This is a genomic window from Haladaptatus cibarius D43, from assembly GCF_000710615.1.
GTDB classification, from domain to species: Archaea; Halobacteriota; Halobacteria; order Halobacteriales; family Haladaptataceae; genus Haladaptatus; species Haladaptatus cibarius.
The window spans coordinates 1,272,108-1,295,311 of sequence record NZ_JDTH01000002.1 but is presented as its reverse complement, the minus strand read 5'-3'; the positions used below and the strand labels follow the sequence as shown (position 1 = coordinate 1,295,311).

17 protein-coding genes are annotated in these 23,204 nt (G+C 56.7%); 5 read left to right on the top strand and 12 right to left on the bottom strand.

What is annotated here, in order from left to right:
• Together HL45_RS12070 and HL45_RS12065 are read right to left on the bottom strand one after the other, a co-directional pair.
• Window positions 1-1,131 carry an NAD(P)/FAD-dependent oxidoreductase gene (locus HL45_RS12070; protein WP_049971340.1) on the bottom strand — a complete coding sequence of 377 codons (1,131 nt, stop codon included), beginning with the start codon at window positions 1,129-1,131 and terminating at the stop codon, window positions 1-3.
• Window positions 1,132-1,266: 135 nt separating this feature from the next.
• Window positions 1,267-2,799: a flippase gene (locus HL45_RS12065; protein WP_049971339.1), complete on the bottom strand. Its 1,533-nt coding sequence runs from the start codon at window positions 2,797-2,799 to the stop codon at window positions 1,267-1,269.
• A gap of 361 nt (window positions 2,800-3,160) precedes the next feature.
• Here HL45_RS12065 and HL45_RS12060 point away from each other — a divergent pair, with 361 nt between their 5' ends.
• Together HL45_RS12060 and HL45_RS12055 are read left to right on the top strand one after the other, a co-directional pair.
• Window positions 3,161-4,405: a hypothetical protein gene (locus HL45_RS12060; RefSeq protein ID WP_233274764.1), complete on the top strand. Its 1,245-nt coding sequence runs from the start codon at window positions 3,161-3,163 to the stop codon at window positions 4,403-4,405.
• Between the two features lie 142 nt (window positions 4,406-4,547).
• Complete coding sequence (locus HL45_RS12055; protein WP_084156901.1) at window positions 4,548-5,804, top strand: glycosyltransferase family 4 protein; 1,257 nt, start codon at window positions 4,548-4,550, stop codon at window positions 5,802-5,804.
• Here the strand turns inward: HL45_RS12055 and HL45_RS12050 are convergent, their stop codons facing one another.
• From HL45_RS12050 to HL45_RS12030, 5 genes are read right to left on the bottom strand one after another with little or no spacing between them, the layout of a single operon-like run.
• Window positions 5,805-6,512 carry a TOBE domain-containing protein gene (locus HL45_RS12050; RefSeq protein ID WP_049971338.1) on the bottom strand — a complete coding sequence of 236 codons (708 nt, stop codon included), beginning with the start codon at window positions 6,510-6,512 and terminating at the stop codon, window positions 5,805-5,807.
• 25 nt (window positions 6,513-6,537) lie between these two features.
• Window positions 6,538-7,317: an amino acid ABC transporter ATP-binding protein gene (locus HL45_RS12045; protein WP_049971337.1), complete on the bottom strand. Its 780-nt coding sequence runs from the start codon at window positions 7,315-7,317 to the stop codon at window positions 6,538-6,540.
• On the bottom strand, window positions 7,314-8,018 hold the full coding sequence (locus HL45_RS12040) for an ABC transporter permease (protein ID WP_049971336.1): 705 nt from the start codon (window positions 8,016-8,018) through the stop codon (window positions 7,314-7,316). Before HL45_RS12040 ends, HL45_RS12045 begins: the two co-directional genes overlap by 4 nt.
• Before the next feature lie 37 nt (window positions 8,019-8,055).
• Window positions 8,056-9,072: a substrate-binding domain-containing protein gene (locus tag HL45_RS12035; RefSeq protein ID WP_049971335.1), complete on the bottom strand. Its 1,017-nt coding sequence runs from the start codon at window positions 9,070-9,072 to the stop codon at window positions 8,056-8,058.
• A 58-nt stretch (window positions 9,073-9,130) separates the two neighbouring features.
• Complete coding sequence (locus HL45_RS12030; RefSeq protein WP_049971334.1) at window positions 9,131-9,313, bottom strand: hypothetical protein; 183 nt, start codon at window positions 9,311-9,313, stop codon at window positions 9,131-9,133.
• Window positions 9,314-9,460: 147 nt separating this feature from the next.
• Between HL45_RS12030 and HL45_RS12025 the strand changes: the two genes are divergently transcribed.
• On the top strand, window positions 9,461-10,090 hold the full coding sequence (locus HL45_RS12025) for an SOUL family heme-binding protein (RefSeq protein ID WP_049971333.1): 630 nt from the start codon (window positions 9,461-9,463) through the stop codon (window positions 10,088-10,090).
• Window positions 10,091-10,136: 46 nt separating this feature from the next.
• Window positions 10,137-11,339: an NAD(P)/FAD-dependent oxidoreductase gene (locus HL45_RS12020; RefSeq protein ID WP_049971332.1), complete on the top strand. Its 1,203-nt coding sequence runs from the start codon at window positions 10,137-10,139 to the stop codon at window positions 11,337-11,339.
• A gap of 132 nt (window positions 11,340-11,471) precedes the next feature.
• Here HL45_RS12020 and HL45_RS12015 read toward each other — a convergent pair whose 3' ends face one another.
• The 5 genes from HL45_RS12015 to HL45_RS11995 form a co-directional block, all read right to left on the bottom strand.
• Entirely contained in the window at window positions 11,472-15,251 is a 3,780-nt protein-coding gene (locus HL45_RS12015; protein WP_049971331.1) for a tetratricopeptide repeat protein, read from the bottom strand.
• Window positions 15,252-16,082: 831 nt separating this feature from the next.
• Window positions 16,083-17,681, bottom strand: coding sequence for a Kelch repeat-containing protein (locus HL45_RS12010; RefSeq protein WP_049971330.1), 1,599 nt, complete (start codon window positions 17,679-17,681; stop codon window positions 16,083-16,085).
• A 259-nt stretch (window positions 17,682-17,940) separates the two neighbouring features.
• Window positions 17,941-19,731, bottom strand: a complete 1,791-nt coding sequence (locus HL45_RS12005) for a hypothetical protein (protein WP_049971329.1) — start codon at window positions 19,729-19,731, stop codon at window positions 17,941-17,943.
• 763 nt (window positions 19,732-20,494) lie between these two features.
• Complete coding sequence (locus HL45_RS12000) at window positions 20,495-20,956, bottom strand: thiol-disulfide oxidoreductase DCC family protein (protein WP_049972018.1); 462 nt, start codon at window positions 20,954-20,956, stop codon at window positions 20,495-20,497.
• A 129-nt stretch (window positions 20,957-21,085) separates the two neighbouring features.
• On the bottom strand, window positions 21,086-21,550 hold the full coding sequence (locus tag HL45_RS11995; RefSeq protein WP_049971328.1) for a nucleoside deaminase: 465 nt from the start codon (window positions 21,548-21,550) through the stop codon (window positions 21,086-21,088).
• 198 nt (window positions 21,551-21,748) lie between these two features.
• Here HL45_RS11995 and HL45_RS11990 point away from each other — a divergent pair, with 198 nt between their 5' ends.
• Window positions 21,749-23,110 (top strand): hemolysin family protein, encoded by a 1,362-nt coding sequence (locus tag HL45_RS11990; protein WP_049971326.1) that lies wholly within the window; start codon window positions 21,749-21,751, stop codon window positions 23,108-23,110.
• Window positions 23,111-23,204 lie beyond the last annotated feature (94 nt).

Sequence of the window (23,204 nt, the reverse complement as noted above, 5' to 3'; positions counted from 1 at the left end):
CTATTCGAACCGATTCACGTTGAACTGCTCTTTTTCCATTGGTTCGCCGAGAACAGTATCTGCAACCAACTTCCCGCTGTACGGCCCGAGCTGAAGCCCCGTCGCGCCGTGGCCGGTCGCCAGATGAACGCCTTCGACGGTCGGAATCGGCCCCAACACCGGCAGTTGGTCGGCAGAGCGTGGTCTGAGTCCGATTCGAACGTCCTCGATTTCCGCGTCTTCGAGTCCGGGTGCGACGCGAAGAGCCTCCGTTAGCACCTCGTTGACGCCACCCACCGTGGTTCGCGGTTCGAATCCCGAATCGACTTCTCGGGTTGCACCCACGGCGATTCGGTTGTCCACCCACGGGACCATGTAGTGGCCGCGAAACGCGCCGACGATGGGCCAATCGTTGGTATCCGTGTCGTGGCAGTCCAGATGGATGATTTGGCCGCGCTGTGGTTCGACCGGAATCGAAACGCCGAGCGACTCCTCGAACCGCGGTGACCACGCGCCGCCAGCAACGACGACGTTGCTTGCCTCGTAGCTGTCGCCATTCGCGGTTTCGACGCCGGAAACGCTTCCGTTTTCGTGACGAACTTTAGTCACGTCCTGTTCTGCGACGGTGAGTCCGTGCTGTTCCCCGGCTCGGAGCAGTGCCGCGGTGAACGTTTGGGCGTCCACCCGTGCCGCGTCGCTGTAGGCGCGACATCGCTCGGTTTCGGCGAGCGCGGGGAATTTCTCTTGGGCCTCGTCTGCGGACAGTTCGGTCGTCGTTCCGGGTTTCGGTTCCCCGTACTTTTCCTGCCGGTTCTCGATGCGTTCGGTGGCGGCGTCGAAGTCCACAACCTCGTCTTCGTCCACGGCGACCGAGAGGAGTTCGCAGGAAGAATAGCCGGTGTCTCCTTCTTGTTCGTCGGTCAGTCGGTCGTTCAGCGTCGGGTAGTAGGCCGCGGCGTTGAGCGCGAACTCGAACCAGACGGACGAAGCGGTTCGACTGCTCGTCGCTGGCGAGATGATTCCCGCGCCCGCATCTGTCGCGCGTCCTTCGTCGTGTCGGTCGATGAGGAGCGTGTCGGCGTCCTCCCGCGCGAGGTGATACGCGACGGACGCGCCGACGATGCCGCCGCCGACGACGATGGCGTCGTACATGGGTCAGTCGTGGTTGTGCCGCCACCGACTCGGTTGTATCGGTCGTGACAATCTACGACGGGAAGTTCGTGGTTTCGGTGCGGTTCGCGGTCGTGGTTTGCGGTTGCAGTTACGGTTACGGAGAGTGCTGCCATCTCATTCGCCTTGGGCGCGTAAATACCGCTGAAGCCGCTGAATCGCCGGAAATTCCGTCCCGACTGCACTCTCGATGAACTCGATGAACACGCCATCTTCGGGTTGGAGACTGCCTGCGAAAGCGACGGCAACGAGGCCCAACAGTCCCGAACAGACCAGAAATATCGGGAGGGTGACGGCGGTCAGCGTGACCCAGTTCGAGGCGAAGACGGCAACTGGAAACAGCACGACGGGGAGGACGAGATAGGTTCGTGTCGTCTGCGCGGAAAGTGGGTTGATACCCGATTTCAACTGGAGAACCACGTTGAACGCGATATTGCGGAGGACGTAGGCTCCGGCGGACGCGATCGCGGCACCGACGAATCCGTGGCTTGGAATCAGGAGTATATTGAGGACGAAGTTGAGCGCGAGCGTCAGCACGTCCACCCAGAGGATGGATTTTGTGTGGCCGAGCGCGGCCAGCGTCGTCCGATTCCGACCTGCCGCCGCGCTGGTGAAAAATCCGACCGAGAGGATGGCGAGCGCGATGCCGCCGCCGACGTACTGCTGGCCGAAGAAAATCGAGAGCACGTCGCCCGGAAAGACGGTGAACACGAGAAACGCGGGGAAGGTAAAGACGAATATCCACTTCGTCGTGATACGATAGATGTCGGTGATTTCCTCGTGTTCGCCGTCCGCGTCGAGGCGGGAAGTGAGTGGCAAGTACAGATAGCCGAACGAGGAGATGACCATCAGCAAACTGTTGGCGAGTGGGTAGGCGGCGTTGTACACGCCGACTTCGGCGGAGGTTCGCATGTCGGCGAGCATCAGGGTGTCCATCCGGGTGAGCAGAATCGACAGTACCATCGTCACGATGAGAGGGGCGGAGTAGGCCAACAGTTCCCGGACGTGGGTTCGTACCGGCCCGACGAGTCGAACGAGTTTGTTCGAGAGGAAGTAGACGACGACCAGCGTTCCGAGCGTTGCGACGAAGTAGGCGTAGCCCACCGCGAGCAGGTCGAACCCGGTTCCGAGCAGAAATATCAGCAGGCCGATTCGTAGGCAAGGGTGAAGCAGGTCTTTGGTGTACAGTTTATACCGCGTGTTTTCCAATCCGCGAAGGGCGCTGACGCCGACGGTCAAACCGACGCTGACGGGAATCGTCAGGATGAACAGTCGCACCAGTTCACGAGACACTGCGGTTTCGAACAGCGCGTCCGTGATTCTGTCCACGTTCAGCAACAACAGCACGGAAACGAGGATGCTGACGGCGAGGGAGACGACCAAGCCGAGCACCCAGACGCCGCGAACGTCGCGTTCGTCCTCGTACCGCGAGACGAACCGCGGGATTCCGTCGTTCAGTCCGACGAGCGACACTGTGGTTCCGACGGTCATGATGGCGAACGCGATGGAAACCTCTCCGTACAATTTGGGCGAAAACTGTTGGGCGATGACGATTCGTTCGACCAACCGTCCGACAGAGGCGACGACGACGCCGAGAACGATGAGAACCGAACTCGATAGGAGGTCAGAAAGGTGGTTACTGTCCGCCATGGCTGAACACCGTGTCTCGGTTTATCGGCGAAAAAGAGTGTTTACAGCGTACCCTCTGCTCGCGTCCTTGGTTCCTTCTCTGACTCACGATAGGTGTATCAAACCGTCGTTCAGGCTTTGTTATGATTCACGTACCGTAGCGTAATCACCGCCAACCGATTCGATTTCTACGAAAACTCGTTCGATTACCGCCTCAAAATAGTTCGATTACTAACTTATTTTTCGGAATCATCGGTTCTAACACCGATTCGAACGATACAACGAGGAGCGAGACACCGTTTCACACAATCCCCTTGTGGATTTGAGAGAATGGGATGCATACCGCAAGAATATTAAAAGATGGCTTTGCATTGAAGCCTGCATGGCACGCGATTGCAGTACGACGGTACGCGAGAGAGAAATCTCAGACAGTTCACTGAATAGACGCTCGTATCTGAAGCTGACCGGTTCGACCGCGCTCACGGTTGCGGGAGCGGGGTTACTTTCGAACGGGGCAGCGGCGGCGGAGTACGAAACCATCACCGTTCCGGCGGGAAGCCAAAAGCAGTTCCAAGTCGGAAGCGGCGAAACGTTCGAGAACAAACTCATCGACATCAGCGCCGACAAAGCCGACGCCCGAATCGTGGCGAGCGGTTCCGGCTGGACGATTCGCAACGTCGGGTTCAAAGGTGCCGCGGACATGAGCGGCCCGCACTCGCCCGGTGAGAATTTGGGTGGCCATCCGAACCTCATCGCCGCCTCCGGAACCGGCACCATCGAACACGTCTACCTCGGCGACGGCGTTTCCGGCGACATGGTTCGAAAGGGCGCAATCGGCGTCTCCAGTTCCCATTCGGGCCACATCGACCTGAACGAAGTCACGATGAACGGCTGGACGGGCAACGCGATTTACGCGGCCGGGTCGGCTAACTCCGGCGGCGGCAACGGGACGCTCGCGTTCGACCGCTGTCTCCTGAAGAACAACAACATCAGCCACCTCCGCATCGCAAACGACGGGACGACCGTCAAAAACACGGTTATCTACAACACGGAGGACGTTCCGGTTCACCCCATCAACGGCGGCGTCGTGAACTCCCGCGGCGTGTACGACGGCTACGGGACGACGAGCAATGTCATCGAGTTCGAGAACTGCCACATCGACTGCACGGACGCGAACACGAACGGCGGAGCATCCGCGCTGGCTGCTACGAAGACGACGTTCCGCGTCACGGATTCGCAGATTAAGGGCCAACTCATCGGCAACGTCGAGACGACGAACGTCGGCGAGAACCCATCGCACGAACCGCCGAAAGGCGTGCCCACGACCGCCGAACAGGCCGCGAGCGGGTCGGCGGCAAATGGCGGAAATTCGGGAAACGGCGGTAACTCCGGCGGTTCCGGAAACAGTGGGAACTCCGGCAGTTCCGGAAACGGTGGAAATTCGGGCAACTCCTCTACCGGTTCCGACTCCGGCAACGCCGCGGAAACCGCACCCTCGGCGGACGATTCGGTGGACGAGCAACGGATTTCGGCGTCTAGTCCGTCGGGTCGGTTCTGTTTCAGCTACAAGGGACGAAACTACTGTTTCGACTTCAGTAACGTCTCTACACTGTTATCGGGCATCTAAGCGGGCAAAGTCTATCAATAGATTTCCTGCCAACGCTGTTTTTCTTTTTTGATCGGGCATGTCCAGTAGGGTTTCCATACCGACCGAGGGTCGCGTTATTGCTGACTCATAACAAAGTGGAATTAACCAGTCGAATCAGAGAATGAGCAACGGAAGTTGGTTGCGGATTCCTCGCCGGGAAACGCAACGGGTTGAGGGAACTGAGTGTGTTGGAGTACGCGGTGATTCTACAGACAGCGGAGACGAACGAACAGGGGACAATCGAGCGGAACAGTTGACCATCGGGATGTATTTCAAAAAGGCCGGAACGCGGGACGCTGGCGGCGTCGTGATGTACGTCCAAGAACTGGTCGATGCAGTCGCAGAGCACAACCCGTCGTACCTCTACACCGAATCTGGCGAACTGACGCCGAAAATGCGGGATACGGAGGCGGAAATCGTCCAGATGGACGGGGAACCCGAAACGGTCGGAAGCTTCTTTCGGAGCCTTCCGACCGCCGATTCTGCCCTGTTGTCGGTAGGGGACGAAAAACTACTTCCCTTGCTCGGTGCACTCCGTGACGGCACGATTCGCCACATGAATGAGACTCTCGACGTGCTCGTAACTCATGACTTTCTCGACGATCTCGTCCTCTCGAACCTCCTCGATATTCCGGTGATTCGCGTCTTTCACGGCTTCGAACGCGCGGGAATCGGGATGCGACTTCGCGAACTGCTGTCGTCTGGACACTCGGTAGTGAATTCGGAGCAGACGAGACGGGAGTTCATCGACCATCTCGGATACGAACCGGACGGTATCGTCTACCCCGGCGTCGATATCAACCGGTTTCATCCGGATGCGGAACCGGCATTCGGACGTGACGAGTTTACCATGCTGTTCGTCGGTCGGTTCGTGGAAGCGAAGGGAGTATTCGACCTCGTGGAGGCAGTCGCCGAACTTCCGGACGACGTGCATCTCCATCTCGTCGGACGTGGCGACACCGACGGGCTGAAACGACGAATCGAAGCCCGCGGACTCGATTCGCAAATCACCATCGAGGGGGCGGTTCCCCACGACGAACTCCCCGGCTATTACGCCGCCGCGGACGTGTTCTGTCTCCCCTCGCATTACGAGAGTTTCGGCATGGTCAACGTCGAGGCGATGGCCTGTGGCACCCCCGTCGTGACGACGAATCTGGACGGTATCGCGGAGTACGCCAGCGACCGGGAAACCGCTCTGCTCGTTCCGCCGGAATCCCCGGCGGAAATCGCGGACGCGATTTCCGCTCTTCGCTCATCTTCCGAACTCATGGCACGACTCGAAGCAAGGGGGCGGGAAACCGCGGAACGCTATTCGTGGGAGATGGCCGGGATACAGATAGTGCTCGTCTGTCTCGAACTCATTGACGATTCTCGATAGTCACCGCAGTAACGAACGCGGCACCGCCCGCGTCGCCGTCGCCTTGAACGACACTACGACGTCCTTGTCGGGTTCCAACGCCAGTCGCTCCACGCTCGTCGTCGTGACCAGCGCGAGAAACGGGGTTCCTCCGCCGACATCGACCGTGATGCGAGCGATTCGTTCACCCGTTTCGACCGCCCGAACTCGTCCCTCGAACTGATTTCTCGCACTCGTTTCGTCACCCTCCGGGGCCGAAGTCGGACTGTGGAGCGTTATCACGTCCGAGCGAATTGCGACCTCGACGTTCTCGGTGTCTGGCGGAACCAACGCCCGAACGACGCCAGCGTCGGTTTCCACGACTCCGAACTCGCCATCGCGCTCGTTGACGATTCCCGCGAGCACCGTTTCGTCCACCTCCGCCAAACCCGAGGATTCGGCGGTTACCCGGCGGAACTGCTGGAGCAGGCCGTGGGCGTCATCCGTCACGGTGCTTCCGCCGCCGCGCGACCCGCCGCGTTCGCGACGAACCAGCGAGCCGAACTCTTCTTCCAGTTCCACGATTCGTCGCTGTGCGTGCGCGTAGGAGCGCCCGAGTTCGTTCGCGGCGGCGTTCAGCGACCCCTCGTCGTCGATTGCTCGGAGCAGTTGCGCGTCACGCGCATCAAAAGCAACATCTCCCGCGACGAGTTGCGCGTCGAACGTCGGCCGTGGTGCGTCGTTCGTCATCCGTGTCGTTTTCCGATTTCACCCGTCAGTACATCAGTTCTCCGGCGACGAACTTCCGCGTTCGGTCGTCGTCCGGACTGTCGAACACCTGTTCTGGCGGCCCGGTTTCGATTACCGTTCCGTCGAGTAGGACGCCGACGCGGTCGGAAATTCGCTCGGCTTGGTGCATATCGTGGGTCGCTACGACGACGCCGAGTCCGCGCCGTCTTGCGTCGGCGATTGCCTCCTCGATGACCGCCGTGTTTCGCGGGTCGAGATTCGAAGACGGTTCGTCCAACAACAGAATCTCGGGGTCGGTTGCGAGTGCCCGCGCGAAGGCGACTCGTTGGGCTTCCCCGCCCGAAAGCGACAGCGCGTTTTGGTCGATTTTGTCCACCAACCCGACGGTTTCGAGTGCATTCGTCACGCTCGGGGCGGTTCCGTCCATCGCGGTTCGACTGCCGAGGGTTCGGGCGAGACTCGACCGAACCCGTTTCGACCACGATTGTCGAACTCGGCGGCCGTAGGTTACGTTTTGCGCTACCGGCGCGTTGAACAGCGACGGTTCCTGAAACACCATGCTGACCCGTCGTCGGATTCCCAACCGGTCGTCCTCCGACAGTCGCCACACGTCCTCGTTTCGCCACTCGATGCTTCCTGATTCGGGCGGACGAAACATTCCGAGGAGGCGCAAAAGCGTCGTCTTGCCCGTTCCCGACGGCCCGACTATCGTGACGACGTCGCCGGGTTCCACCGAGAGCGACACGTCCGAAAGAACCGGTTCGCCGTCGAATCCGTGCGAGAGGTCGATTGCGGAAAGGGTCATCGCTGAATCTCACCCCTGCCCCTGCTTCGACTGCGAACCCACGACCCGAGGACGTTCACGCAGAGGACGAGGACGAGCAACATCGCGCCGAGGACTAATCCCGTCTCGTAATGTCCCTGTCGCGCTTCGACCGTAATCGCCGTCGTGAGCGTTCTAGTGTAGGAGGTTCCGTCGCTGAAGACGATGTTGCCACCGACGATGAGAATCGACCCGACTTCGCTGACGGCCCGCCCAAATCCGGCGAGCACCGCGGTGACGATGCCGTAGCGCGCTTCTTTGACGACGAGGACGCCGATGTCCGTGTCGGTGCCGCCGAGCGTGAACGCCGCGTCTCGCACGTCCTGTCCGACCGATTCGATGGCGGAAAGGCTGATGCTCGTGATGACGGGTGTCGCCAGCACGAACTGCGAGGCTATCATCGCGGTCGGTGTGAAAACCAGTCCCAACTCGCCCAGCGGCCCCCGATTCGAGAGCGTCAGCAGGACGAGCAGGCCGACCACGACGCTCGGAAACCCCATCCCGGTGTTGATAACCGCGGTGACGATGCGCTTGCCCGGAAAATCCGAAAAGCCGACGGCCAGCGCGATTGGCAGGCTGACCAGCGTCGAAATCGCCACGGCCGTTACGCTCACGTACAGCGAGACGACCGCGATGCTCGTGAAATACTGCCAGTCCGCGCCGGGGATGAGTTGTGCGAGCATGACGACTGAAACGAGATGAATTCGCTATCTGCCGGATTCAGTAGTCCGCGGGAACGTTCTGTTCGACCCACGAGAGATATTTTTTGTCCTCGCGCGAGAGGGATTGGGCCTGTTGGGCGGAGTAGCCCTGCGGGACGTACTGACCGAAGTTCGGTTGCTCCGACAGCGCGTTCGGGAAGAACAGTTGCGACCCGTTTGCCGTGTAGTTGTCGATGAGATTCTGTGCCTTCGGACTGGTCAGATACCCGGCGTAGGCCATCGCGGCCTGATAGTTCGTGTTGTCGTGTTTCGCGGGATTAACCGGAATTACGCCGTAGGGATTTTTCAGAATGACTGGCCCGTCCTTGAGCGGCCCCTGTACGTGAATCACGAGATTGATGTCGTTTTTCATCGAGAGGAACGTCCCGCGGTCTGCGAGCGTGTAGGCGCTCGATTGATTCGCCTGCGTGAGCGTATCCCCCATGCCTTTTCCGACTTCCCGGTACCATTTTCCGTTCGGTTGCGCACTGGCCTGCTCCCAGATGGCGAGTTCCTTCTTGTTCGTGCCCGAATCGTCGCCGCGCGAAAGGAACGTCGCTTGTTGGTTTGCGATGGTCGAAAATGCCTCCGTCGCGCTCGACATACCGTTGATTCCCGCCGGGTCGTTTTCCGGCCCGACGATGACGAAGTCGTTGAACATCACGTCCCGGCGATTGACGCCGTGGCCCGCCTGCAAGAATTCGTCCTCCGCTCCCCGCGCGTGGACGAGAATCACGTCAGCGTCTCCATCCTCCGCGGTTCGGATGCTCGCGCCGGTTCCCTTCGAGAGCGTTTTGATGGTGACGCCGAAGGCGTCCTCAAATGGTGGATGGAGTTCGTCCAACAGGCCGGTGTCGTAGGTGCTGGTCGTCGTGGCGAGGACGAGTTCGCCGTTGTCGGCGTTTCCGGACGACCCTTGATTTTGACTCCCGTTTTGATTCCCGTCTTGGTTCCCCAATGAACCGGTACAGCCAGCAAGTCCGGCGACAGTACCTACGCCCGCCGCTTGAATGAATCTGCGTCGTTGTATCGGCATGGAAACAACGTAGTGTGAATGTTTCATAAGGATTTCGTCACGGGGTAACTGTTGGTGGTTACCGCCCGAACACGCATTTCGAGCGTCGGCGTAGAATCCGCGTCAAGACGGCGGGTTCCACAGAACCAATCGTCGTTCCCGTCGCCCACGCGACGAGACGCGCGGTTTGCGTGGCGAGAAGCCACACCCTCACAGGGAGGGCAACCGCGAATCCGGCGACGAGCAACACCGTCAGCACCATCCGTGCCTACAATCCTCTGTCGGGTTCCCACTCCATATCTCCGCAGTTGGCTCGAAATATAAAGAGAACTGTTACCGATTGCTGAAATAGCCGCTATCCAACCGGAGAGGGAGTAGCTACTTGCTCTTTCCTGACGTATGGAATCTCATGCCACGTACTGCCAGTACGCCAACCAAACTCGCAGTCGGTGCTCTCGCCGCGCTCGGAATCGCGTGGGTCGGATGGGGTGCGTACAGCAAACGGACGACCGAGCGGGTTCCGTACACGACTGCACTCACTCTGAATGGCGTCGAAATTCGGCGGTATCCGGATACGGTCGTTGCCCGAACCACCGCCGAAAACGAGGACGAAGCGTTCCGACGACTGTTTGCGTACATCGACGGTGGAAACCAGTTGAACGAAGAAATCTCGATGACTGCGCCGGTTACCACCGAACCGGAGAAAATTGCCATGACTGCACCGGTCGCATCGGAGCAGTCTGTTGACGGCGTTGAGATGGCGTTTTTCCTGCCCGGCGAATACACCGCCGAGGGCGCGCCGAAACCGGAAACCGACGAGGTGACGATAGACCACATCGGCGCGCGGACGCTAGCAGTCCGACCGTTTTCGTGGTTTGCGACCGAAGGTCGAGTCGAACGAAATCAGCGGCGACTGTTCGACACCCTCGCCGCTCACGACTTGACGCCGGAGGGTGAACCGTTCTTGCTCCGCTACGACGCCCCGTGGACGCCGCCGTTTATGCGTCGAAACGAAATCGCAGTCGAGTTGGCCGAGTAGCTGTCGCTCGGTCAACCTTTATTCACGTGGTCGTGGACGCTTTGCTATGCAGTGCGATTACGATTGTATCGTCGTCGGCGGGGGGCCAGCGGGACTCCAATTTGCGCGCGAAATCGTTTCCGATTCGAGCTTCTCGGTCGCCGTTCTGGAACGAAACGGCGACCTCCGCGACAACGACAAATCCACGGGCGGGACGTTCGAGGAAGTCATCGATGAGTACGACATTCCCCACGAAGTCATCATGGGCGAACCCGACACTATCACCTTCGAAGGGCCGACCGAGTGCAGTCGCTTCGACATCGGGGGCTACGTCCTCGATTTTCCCGGCTTACTGGAATTTTTGGGAGCCGACGCAAAATCCCGCGGGGCCGACATCTACACCGGAACGACCGTCACGGAACCGATTGCCGAAGGTGGAGCGATTCGCGGCGTCCGGTACCGAAATTCCGACGGTGACGGTGAACTCCGCGGAAGGATAACTGTCGATGCGAGTGGGCCGAGTGCAATCATCACGTCCGAGTTGGGATTTTTCGATACGGACGCCGCACGGCGCGGAATCGGCCTCGAATACGAAATCGAGGGGGAGTACGAAACCGACGACACGATGTTGTTCGCATTCGACCATCAACTCGCGCCGGGGGGCTACGCGTGGACGTTTCCGGCGGGCGAAGACGTGTGCAAGGCGGGCGTCTGCTGGGTGGACGAATACCACGCTACCCGCAAAACGGGGGATTCGATTCACGAGTACGCCGAGCGATGGGTATACGACGACCCGCGCTGGCACGTCGAGGAAATCAGGGCGAAACACGCGGGCGAGGGCGTCTGGAACGATTCGACAAACCAACGGGCCACCGACGGTTTCATGGCTATCGGGGATGCCGCGTCTAGCATCAATCCCCTGTTTGGCGAAGGCATTCGACCGGGACTGGCCTCGGCGAAGATGGCCGCCACCGTTGCCCGAAACGCGCTGTCAGCAGACGACGTTTCCGCCGAACGATTACGGACGTACGAACGCCGATGGAACGAAACGAGAGGCAGAAAGTGGCGACTTCAACGACTCCTGAGCGACCTGCTCTACGATTTCAGCGGAAGTCAGCAGGATTCGTTCGTAAAGCGAGTTGGGAACCTCTCTACGACCAAGGCGGAACGACTGCGACGATACGACCTCAGCTTGTTCGAATTAGCGAAACTGTACCCGTTTCGGCTGAAGGACGTGGGAAAAATGCCCGAGTTGGTTCGACAGTTGTAGATGGTACCGGTTGTCGATATCCGAGTTCAGTCTGACTCCCATGTAGTCGGTGATGAAGACGATTAGCTGCATGAGGATTCCCGGCAGGAAGAACTGGATATACTTCGGGTGTTTCCACTGCTGGCAGTGGAGTTAGTGCCGATATAATTTCATGGCCTCTTCAAGTCGTTTCGCTCCTTTCTCCGAGTTACTTTCTCTATACTCCATTAATCGAAGACCGTTTATTGTTCGTTTCACCTCGATACGGCACCCCAAGGCGTAGAAATCACGTACTGCCCCCATGTAGTTAGTTTCTGCAGAGCGGTATTGTTCACCATCGCAGGCAACACTTCCAAGCCGGCGTTGAACCGTGGCTTTGCCCAGCCTGTGGCCAGCGTCTTCATACTTCGAGAGACTCTCATAGAGATGCTTTTCAGCAGTTTGGAGTGTACCTTGATTGCGGGCCACTAACCCGAGTGTAGCGAGGGACTTTGCTTCGACAACGTGATCACCGATGTCCTGACAGATATTGATACTCTTCAGACACCGTTTTTCAGCGGTGTCCAAAGCACCATTCTTGCACGCAAGCAGCCCCAGTGAGGCGAGGCTTCCTGCTTCACCTCTTTGGTCACTAATTTCTTGGCGAATAGCGAGAGACTTTTTGTGATAATCCTCGGCTGTACTAAAGTTTCCACGAAGTCGATTGATTAACCCTAGTTGAGCGAGGCTATACGCTTCGATGTCGCGAATGCCCATTTCACGGCAGAGTTCAAGCGCTTGCATACAATAGGACGTCGCTGCATCGAGGTCTCCCTGCATTGCGAGAGCACGTCCTAGTCCTTGTAGACAGTTACTCCTCATTTGAGTATCGTTGGCTTCGTCCGTGAGGTCTAACGCTCGGCGGTACTGGTCGATGGCTGGCGTTACTCCTTCAGTTACTACTGTAATTCCTGCGAGATTGGATAATGATAGGGCAGCGCCCTGTGTATCCTTCAACTCCTGATGGAGATCGTAACTTCGAGTAAGAGCGTCCTCGGCCAATTCCATATCGCCACGAGCCATCGAAACTAGTCCGAGATTCATTCGTGTTTGGGCACATCGACGTTTATCTTCGTCTTCAGAATAATGATTGAGTGCGCGTACATAGTAGGCCTTTGCAGAATTAAACTCGCCTCGATACCATGCAACGATTCCAAGCCCTTGGCACTGTTGCCCGCGTAGTGTTGCGGCCCATTCAGTGTCTTGTGTCTCAACTTCTGACACAAATGTCGATAAAGCTTCGTACTCTTCCTCTGCTCTGTCCCATTTTCCTGTCTGTCGTGCGATTCCCGCTCGCCAAAGAGTACAGTTGACGGTTGTTTTCAACGAACAAACTTTTGGCAATTTTATGAACGTATTTTTAGTCTGTCCATACAATGGAGAAAGACTTGGTCGTCGCATTCCGAACTGGAAGAGTTGCTCAACCGTATTATCAGCCCATTCCCTAGGTGCAGCTGCAATACCCTCTATCACCGGTGTGTCACCCAGAAACGCTTCCATAATTCGATTGCGCAGTGTTTCCGAATCTGCAAGCCGAAGAAGTGCCGTGATACAGTGGCCAATTCGTTTGCTCGCTGCATGATTGGTCGTAGTCGATATGAAATGGTTGAGAAAGAGTGCTGACCAAGCTTCATGAACTGCTCGATACGGTGCATCTTCAGATGTGAGATTATTTTTATTTGTGAAGACGAGACGCCCCTCAAGCGATGAGAGTATCTCCCGCACTGTCTCGATTTCAGACTCATCCTCGCCCCCTGCTAGCGCGCAAACAAGTGTCGGAAAAACTCCAATACCGGCTGTATTTAGCATATTTACTACGAGACCGACGTTGAGAGCAAGATCCCCTCTTGATTGAAGATCTTCGTATGTACGCTGGACGTCCTCAACCAGTGTTGTCGGCGTTGCTGACTCATACACTGCAAGTGGGTCGACATGCATTACTAGTCGATGTAAGAACACGAGTAGATCGCTGGGTTCGGCAGCTGTCGATGATTGCTTTCGACTATCTGACGGGGTATCCGTATTCTCTTTTTTATTCGGATTTTCACGGAACTGGCGAGAGATTGCCCTACTGAAAGTGTGATTAGTGATTTGTTCGATCTGCTGAATAAACCGACCGCGTTCCGTTTTGTCAAGACCGGGAACGGGTACCTCTTCGATAGCTTCCTTGCGATAGGCCTCAAGTTTCGCATCAGTTGGTGATGTGACGGAGCCTTTCCACTCTTTAGTCCGTGAATCGAGCAAAAATGTTATGTTACTATTTCCCCTGAACGATTTCATCACACGAAAGATCGCATTCGCCTCTGGCCGAACTGCCTCCTCAACAACCACGAGTACGTGCCCGTCAGTAACAGACTCACGCAACTGCTCACGAATTTCAGCTGGTGTATTAAACATTGTCCCGGTACTGTCAGAACGATAAAACACAGGGCCAATGCCCTGCTCATACCACTGACAAGCAACCGCTTTACAGACCGTACTCTTTCCCGAGCCAGGTGGACCAATGACCACCTGATTGGTATTTGTACGAATATTCTTGATAATATCAGAGGTGAAGTTATACCGAGACTCATCACGTTTTCCCTCACGATCAATGGCATACCCGGCGTGAACATCAACCAAATCGATGCCCGAACGTACTGCAGTGGCCGGAGAGGACGGTGTTCGCTGGGTGAAATAGTCCGGTGATAACTGAACAAACCCCTCTGCTTCCCGCGCAACGCGGCTCTGATCACCCACCGTTGACATCCTACCACTCGATAAAGCCGCTCCATCAGGCGCCAAATCACGCAAGTCGTCGGTCACATCAGTTACGTTATTACGAGCACGTGCGTACTGTTTCGTCGCCCAATTGATTGCAGCATCGTTGCTAGCGTGGATGACACCCTGAATTGTATCTTGATTGCTGTACACAATGATCGAGGCAGCAGTCGCTGTATCTGTCTCAGTGAGTACTAGTCCGAATGTCGGAACAGTCGTCGATGTCGCTTCAATCACAGACGCAGTGAAGGAGTCGCGCCCGATAGTCGCCATCGTTGCAAGTGGGCCAGGAAAATCCGTTGTGAGTGTGTCAAATAATGCCGAAGTAGTGAGCAGTTCGAGCGCCATATCGGCCTGCGCGATTTCTTGGAGACAGCAATCGAGTAACTGGGGAGAAGCGAGGACAGGCAGAAGTAAGCGTGTGTGCGTGGCGTTTTCAATCCGTTCCCGCAACCCTGTAGGGAAGTGATACGGTGGAGCATTAGCAGTCTTCTCTACTTCAGAATCAACTAGTGCCGACGGCTGAATTTGGCTGGTCGCTGGGAGTGTCTGTAGCACAGTTTGTACCTTGAGGATGTCCTTGATTGTCTTAATCGTGAATCGGTATTGATCTATAGCCTGCTGTCCACTCGATGTAATAGTGTATCCCGACGATTCCCTACTGACAAGTCCAAGCGATTCAAGATTACGAATTGCTCGATTCACCGTCGATGATGACACATCTAGACAATCAACAATATCGCGTTTTTCCCGTGGTTTAGGCTCTACGCTTTCGATGACTTCGAGTCGATTGGCAACCAGCCTCATTACCTCTCGTTGGTCTGCTTCCGTCGGCCACAGTGGACTCTCGCTGTCAGGTGGTATGATTGTCGCAATATGTTGCTGTAGTGTGTGATATGCTTCCCAGACCAATCTTGCGAAAAGCGTCGAAGTAATGACGCCGGATTCTTCCTCAATCAAATTCCATCTATCTAGCTCTTTTCGCGCTTTATCTACCGTCGGCTGAGAAGTCCCCGTCTCTTCAATGAGCGTTTGTTTGCTGGTCGGCCCATCATTTTCTACTATACATTTTATAAAGGCGCGGCGCTGCGCTAGAAATTCAAATAGTTCCTCCGCTGTTGAATCGTCAGACATATCTATTTCGTTCGTACCCAGTGGTGGACATCTCTCAGAATACCATCACAACGCGTCGTTGACGAGGGGCTGATCTGAGGTACCCTATGTGATTGCAACGGTTGGTCTTGACTCTCCATCACCAGTTTAGAGATGGTAGTATCGACAACCGGTGCCTCACTGCTAACAATTCCTTCATTCACACTAGACAATGACTGTTCATCCCCATCGTGTGCGCATGCACTAGCAGTGAATGAATGTCTGCTAGCGCCAATTCGAATAGCGATGTTTGAAATCTCCAATAACTGAAATACCGCTTGGTTCACTATCCAACTCTCACACATTATAATCTCATCTAAACAGAGGAATATAATAGTGGTATGGATTCCACAGCCGAATGAATGACATCTTCCCGAGCCTCAAATCGCGGGGCTCTGGAGGTTTCTCTGGCGTCCCGTCACTGTGGATGGTCTGAGTATATGGTTTCTGACCGACAGCAGTGGTATTGCCACGACCGCGATACTCGCACTCGGAAGTGGGCGTCGAGGTATCTGGTTAGTCTGTGCCGAGCGACTCGGTCGGTTTCTGTGTTTACTTTGTCATCCTCACGATTCTGAAAGGCTGGCAACACAAGCATAAACACTGCCGTGACCACACCAATCACGCCAGCCTACACACTCACTGCGTACTGGCGAAAACATCATTGACCGAGTTGTCTATTTCGAGGTGAACACGGAAATGAGCTATCCATAGGTTACGACCAACCTCACGTCGGGTTCTGCAAAAATATTTGCCGTCGTACGTCTATCCTCGATGACCAACAGCGGCGAGATTATTCGACATGCCTCCTTTTCAGACGTGGTCGGGAAGTTGCCCGACATGCGCTGACTCACCATCAAGCAGCACGTTCACTTTCCCGTCGAAGTCGAACGCGAGGAGGTCGCCATCGAACGTGTACGCATCCGTTCCACCGCTAACTGCCCCCGACGCACTCTGGTTGTGATTGGTGATTTCATCCTGACCACTATCGAGGGTTCCAGCCCCCTCAAGATTGTTGTCCACCGTGAAGCTGTAGGTAGTGTACGTTCCAGTTCCGTTTATCTCAAGTAAGTGGTCGGGACGCTGGCCGACGTGTGCCGGCTGCCCGTTGAGCAGGACGTTTATTCCTCCACCATCGAAGGTGAACGCGCGGAGGTCACCGTCGAACGTGTAGGCGTCGGTTCCACTGACGACTGTCCCCGACGCACTTTGACCCTGATTGACGATCTCGTCTTGGCCACTGTCGAAGCTTCCAGCCCCGGTGAGATTGCTGTCTACCGTGAAGCTGTAGTCGGTGCGTGTCCCACTTCCGGTTATCTCAAGCACGTTGTCGGGGCGGCGACCGGCGTGAAAGCCATCAGTCCACGGTTTTACGATATGGTCGCCTGCTGGCGCGTTGGGGAAGTCTCTACTATCGCCTTCGTATTCCTTCAGATGACCGCCGGCAATGTACATGCTGCCATCGATAACACCTGTTGCGCCGGGGTCACGGACGCGGCCTTCACTAATCTCCGGCAGATCCGTGCTCCACGAGTCTAGAGCGGGGGTGTACATCATCATGTGATTTTTGAAGTCGCTTATAGACCAGTCACCGGATTCATCATAGAGACCGAGAGTCACGTAGAGTCTGTCGTTGATCACTGCTGACGCCAGTTTTCCACCGGAATGTGGAAGCGGCGACATGACCTCTTCCGACGATTCACCGACTGAAAGTTCGTACCGAACGTGTTTTTCGAGGGTGCCGCCGGGTGAGTAATGGATACCACCGAATGCGTGCAAGTATTTGCTTCCACCCGTCGAAAGAATGGCGGCAGACCCCCATCGCGCCGCCAGATCTGCGGGCAGCGTCGCCCAGTTCGGATTTGCGATTTCGTTTTCTTCGGGCTTGAACGTCCAGATTCGTTGCGAGTTTGGCGGTTTTGGATCGCCCATTCCACCCGCCACGACGTAAATACGGTCGGTTTGCTGGCTATACACCGCTGACGCTGCGTACAGTCCACCCTGAGGAAGACCATCTGGCGGCGTTACATCCTTCCATTCTGGCGAGCCGTTTGGATCGAACCGGTAAATCTTGTTGGCGAGTGTATCTTGCCCGTTCCACGGCCCGCCACCGGGTTTGGCACCACCGAAGAGGTATATCTTCCCTTTCGCGGCGGCCGCGGCAGCGCCTGCAAGCTTCTGTGGCATCGGCGACCCTTTCTTCCACGAACCGCTCTCGCTGGCGGACGGGTCGAAGATCCATACGGTGTCGACTTGCTCTCGGTCCTGACTCTCCGGCTTGTTGACGTCGGTGAGGATTCCACCGAAGCTATACATTTTTCCGTTGAGAACTGCTCCCGTGCGACCCGTGGCTGAGACCCCGGTCGGCATATCCGCCAACTGTTCCCAGCGCCCGCTGCTCTGGCTTTCCATGTCACCGCCATTACCGTCTTCTCTATCAGTGCCGATACTGCTCCTTGTAGTGTCGTCGCCAGTTAGTCGATTAACGGGTCCGATCGTTAGCCCGCCACCAATAGCGGCGAGATACCTGCGTCGCTGCATTTCCGGAGCCTGTTTGTCGTTATTTGAGTTCATTTTTATTATTTAGTATTTTATTAAAATATTAATTTCTGTTGGCGTGAATTAGTCCTTGATGGCCGAAAGAGATGGAGATACTCTATGTATCACCCTCTCAGACCTTGTCAGGAAGTTGGCCGACGTGCGCTGGTCCGCCGTCGAGCAGCACGTTTATTTCGCCGCCATTGAAATCGAACGCGCGGAGGTCGCCGTCGAACGTGTAGGCGTCGGTGCCGCCGCTGACTCCTCCGGATGCGCTCTGCCCCTGATTGGTGATGTTGTCCGACGAATTGATCGAGCCACCTCCTGCCGTGGTTTTCTCGAGGTTGCTACTCACCGTGAAGTCGTAGTCGACGGAGTTTCCTGTCCCTTCTATTTGCAGGAGATGGTCGGGACGCTGACCGACCTGAGCCGGCTGGCCGTCGAGCAGGACGTTCACTTCCCCGTCGAAATCGAACGAGACAAGGTCGCCGTCAAACGTGTAAGAGTCGGTACCGCCGCCAACTTCACCCGACGCGCTCCAACCATGGTTGACGATATTGTCGTTGTCTTGGAGGTTCCCGGCCCCTTCGAGGTTGTTGCTCACGTTGAAGCTGTAGGGGGTGGGAGTTCCTTGCCCTTCGATCTGGAGGAAGTGGTCGGGACGCTGGCCGACGTGCGCTGGTTTCCCGTCAAGGAGGACATTCACCTGACCGCCGTTGAAGTTGAACGCGCGGAGGTTTCCGTCGAACGTGTATGCGTCGGTGCCGCCACCGACCGCGCCCGACGCACTCTGATTGTTATTGACGATATTGTCGGTGTTTTCGAGACTTCCAGCTCCCTTGAGATTGCTGTCCACCGTGAAGCTGTAGTCAGTATGCGTCCCACTCCCGGTTATTTCAAGCAAATGGCTGCCACCACTGCCTTGTGCTGCCTGTTTGGCGCTTTGGGGAACGCCAGCTGGCACCCCTACGTCGGGGTTTTGACCGACGTTCGGACCAACATCGACATTTCCGGTGAACCGTTGGACACTGCTCCCCCGCGCGTCGATCTGAGAGTTGCGTACTTTTGCAAGACCCGTTCGGTCGTTATCGCCCTCCCAGACGCAGGCGCTGCCGTCTGGGTGCTCGAGCAGAATATCGCAGTTGTCAACCGTGATGTTTCCGCCTTCTTTCGCCCAGATTCCCCTCGAATTCACCGCGCCGGGATCGCCGTACGCATAGGGGACGTCGTCATCGACGTGAATCACCGAATCACGCACGTACGAGCCGTCGGTGCCAACCCGAAAGTTCGAGAGGTTGTTGTTGCGCGCGTAACACTGCTCGATTTGGACGGTGCCGTAGCCGGGGTTGCGCGGGTCGCGGCCCGGGGCGCTGCCGTAGACACCGTTGTCCGCCCAGTGTTGGAAATAACACCGCCGAATGGTTAGCGTCCCGGCGTGGTTGAGGGGGACAAAGATGCCGGTTCCACCATCGTTCGTGGCTCCGTCACCGAGATAGACGTTTTCGATGAGGCCGGTGCCACCCTTGGACACTTCCGGTCCAATCATGTACCATTTCGGTCCGGAACTGTTGAGATCCAAACGGCCCTTGAACCCGATGTTGCGAACGACCCAACCACTCCCGACAGGGCGAATTTTCACTCGGGCACCAGGAGCGGTGATGTCGAAAAGGATGTTTTCGAGAGTATCATTATCACCGAGATTGTATTTTTTCGTTTCGTTTTTCCCAACCGTCACGGTATCGTAGCTCTCGGCAGCAGCAGTCCCAGCCCCACCGAAACCAGCAGCGGCGGCAGCGGCGGTCGTTCCCGTCAACTTGAGGTAGTCGCGCCGGTCGAGGAGACGATTCGTGTCGCTCGCGTGAGCGGAAGCGTCGGTGTCGGTTTCGCGTCGATGCTTATTTTCTGACTGATTTTTATCTGACATATGTGTATTATACGTATGCGTGCGTCGCGTTGCTTCCTCCGATGGAGCAATCGGAGCTGCCACGATGGTGTGGTCGTCACTCGCAGGAGGGCCGATACGTTCCGAGTCTTTCGAACTCCACTTAGTACTATTTTTTGAACTTTATATTAATATATCTGCAGTATAACTTTACCTCACCGGCTTTATTCAGAATAAGTCGGTCGAGACGCCCTCACGATAATCATCGTGAGGAAAGTACAACGGCAGCCGTCATGTAGAATAAGCTCGTGAGGAAGAGACTCCCGATAATCGAACGCGAAATCGTCTATGCTGGCCGTTTCACCTTGCCCGCGGCTGCGGGGACGACCTTTCGGGACGATCGTCGACGATTTCGAAGACAGTACTCTCGATGAGTACCAATTCGATACGGGCAACTCTGGTGCCAGTGTCGTTTCCACTCCTATCTTCAGTGGGTCGTCCTCTAACCACACCGTTTTCAAATATCTGTTTTTAGTATGGCAAAATAGCGGCCGTATTTAGCATCTTTTTTCGGAGTGTCGCGGACAGTTAGGCTCGATAGCGCTCGATCAGTACGGATCCGCGAATCCATCTAGCACTGCAGCCGTGTACTTTTCTTCGCCGAACACACTTCACGAGGCGGTTTCTGGATTGACTCCACGTCAGAACTCCCTGCTGGCGCTTCCGTCGCAAAATGGCCGCAGTGCATCATTGATACCCAAAGTGAGAAACGTGTTATAGACGAACCCTTACCGAAATGAGGCGGCTACGACGTATCGAGCGCGCGCTCTGCGAACCGTTCGCGGATTTCGGGTTCGGGAATCGGACATTCGTCTTTCTTGCCAAACAACCGATAGCGATGTTCCGCGAGAAAAGTATACGCCGGGTCGCGCAGTCGTTCGGGAAGATAGATGAGCGGATGAAAAAGTGGCCACGGGCCGTCCAGTCGGCGACAGACTCGCAGAACCGCGGTGGAGCGAGTGTAGTAGTCGTCACCCTCAACGAGAACGAACGAGTCGAAATCGTCGGTCGGAAGGTCGAATCGGGAGAGGAGTTCTTGCCCGATGTCGGACTGAAGTGGCGCGAAGCGGAAGGTTCCGGATTCATCGAACCGAACGACAAATCGGACGGCTGCGTTACAGAAGTTGCAGACGCCGTCGAAGAGGAGAACCGGATCGTCGAGGTCGTCGGCGACTTCGGCAGCGCTGGGGTCGTCTGGCCTCGTCATGGTCGAATTTACGAACTCACGGGGGATAAGCGCAAGGTGTTGGAAAATCGAGGAAGAGCTCCGGAAAAGCGGGTCGTCAAACGCGAATGCGAAACCGGAAACCGGCAGTTTCCGGTTTCGCACGCGATTTTACCTGAATTCGCGGTGAAGCGCGAGTCCGTCGTCTTCGAGGATGTCACCGACCACGTCGATGTCACATGCTCTTCGCTCGAAAATCTCGTCACACGGAACGCCGGGCGCGCCGCCGAACTCCTCGGCGGCGCGCTTGCCCGAGACACTGTAGACGACTGCTCCGAGGGAAGCGATGGCGATTCCGCCCGCGCACATCGGACACGGTTCCGTACTGGTGTACATCACCGTTTCTTTGCGAACGTCGGGCGACAGTTCTCGTGCCGCCTTGCGCGCCAGCGTGAGTTCCGGATGGAGCGCGAGGTCGTCGTCAGTGTTCTCGCGGTTCGTCTCTTCCATGATGATTTCGCCGTTTCGGACGAGAATCGAGCCATACGGGCCGTCCCCGCGCTCGCCTGCTTCGCGGGCGAGCGCGATTGCACGTTGGACGTATTTTTCGTGATCGAGTGAATTGAGGTCGGACATCGTTTGAACGAAGGATGGAAGGAGAAAGATACGTTGTGGTGGTAGATAGGCTGTGGCGGTGGAACTTCACTCGTCCCGTAACCGGCGCTACCGTTTTGCGATTTCGGCGACTATATCGTGTATGGTTCGCTCCCTTCACTACTCTCCCGATTTCTTCTGTCCGACCGAATCGTCTCCGAGCGACGAAGGAGGTATCCAATGGTAGACGTTGCCCTCTCCGCGTTTCGCCTGCTCGTCGCGTTCTTCTTGGTGTTCATGAACGGCCTGTTCGTGGCGACTGAGTTCGCGTTCGTCAAGATACGCCGGACGCGAGTGAACGAAATGGTCGAGGCGGGGAAACCCGGCGCGAATCTGGTGAAGGAAGCGGTCGATAATCTGGACGACTATCTGGCGGTCTGCCAACTCGGAATCACGCTCTCCTCGCTGGGATTGGGATGGATAGGCGAGCCTGCGGTTGCGGCGCTCATCGAACCCGTGCTGGGGTCGTTCGTTCCCGAGGGAACGATTCACTTCGTCGCCTTCGGGCTCGGATTCGGCTTCATCACGTTCCTCCACGTCGTGTTCGGCGAACTTGCGCCGAAGACGTTCGCCATTCAGGAGGCGGAACAGATTTCACTGCTCGTCGCGCCGCCGATGAAACTGTTCTACTATATTTTCCTCCCCGGAATCTTCGTGTTCAACGGTACGGCGAACTTCTTCACGCGACTGGCGGGGGTCTCACCAGCCTCGGAATCCGAGGAGGCGCATACGGAAGACGAACTGATGATGGTGCTCGCCCAGTCCGAAGAACAGGGCCACATCGACTTGGACGAAGTAGAGATGATCGAAGGCGTCTTCGAACTCGGCGACACCGTCGCCCGCGAAATCATGGTTCCGCGCCCCGACACCGCAACCGTTTCTGCGGGAATAGCGCTCGATGAACTCCGGTCGGTCGCCGCCGAGGGCAACTTCACGCGCTATCTCGTTTTGGACGAGGAGCAGGGCGATCAACCCATCGGTTTCGTCCACGTCAAGGACATTCTGCGGGCCATCGAGGACAAGCGTATCGAAGCAACGACGCTGACTGCTCGTGACCTCTCTCGAAACGCAATTTTCGTTCCCGAAGACAGGCGCATCGACGACATCCTGACCGCATTCCGCCAGCGCGAGAGCCAGATGGCCGTCGTCATCGACGAGTGGGGAGAGTTCGAGGGTATCGTCACCATCGAGGACATTTTAGAAGAAATCGTCGGCGAGATTCGGGACGAGTTCGACATCGCCGAACTGGAACCCTCGATAGCCGAACTCGGTGATGGAACCTACACCGTCGATGGACACGTCCCTATTCATGAAGTCAACGAAACGCTCGATGCCGACTTCGAGAGCGAGGATTTCGAGACGATTGGCGGACTGGTGTTGAGCGAACTGGGGCGCGCCCCGGAAGTCGATGATAGCGTGATATTAGATGGCTACGTGTTCCGAGTCGATGACGTCGAACACAGACGAATTTCGCAGGTCACGATAGAACCCGCGGAGCGTCGAGAGCGCGAGTTCACTACCGAGCGCTCGGATGACGAATAATCCAAACCTGTCGCTCGGAGGTCCTAGCCGCGCTCGTAAACCCTCCCTGTCGCTCGTCGGCCTTCGTTTCGAGCGGCAAAATATCACCCGGCGA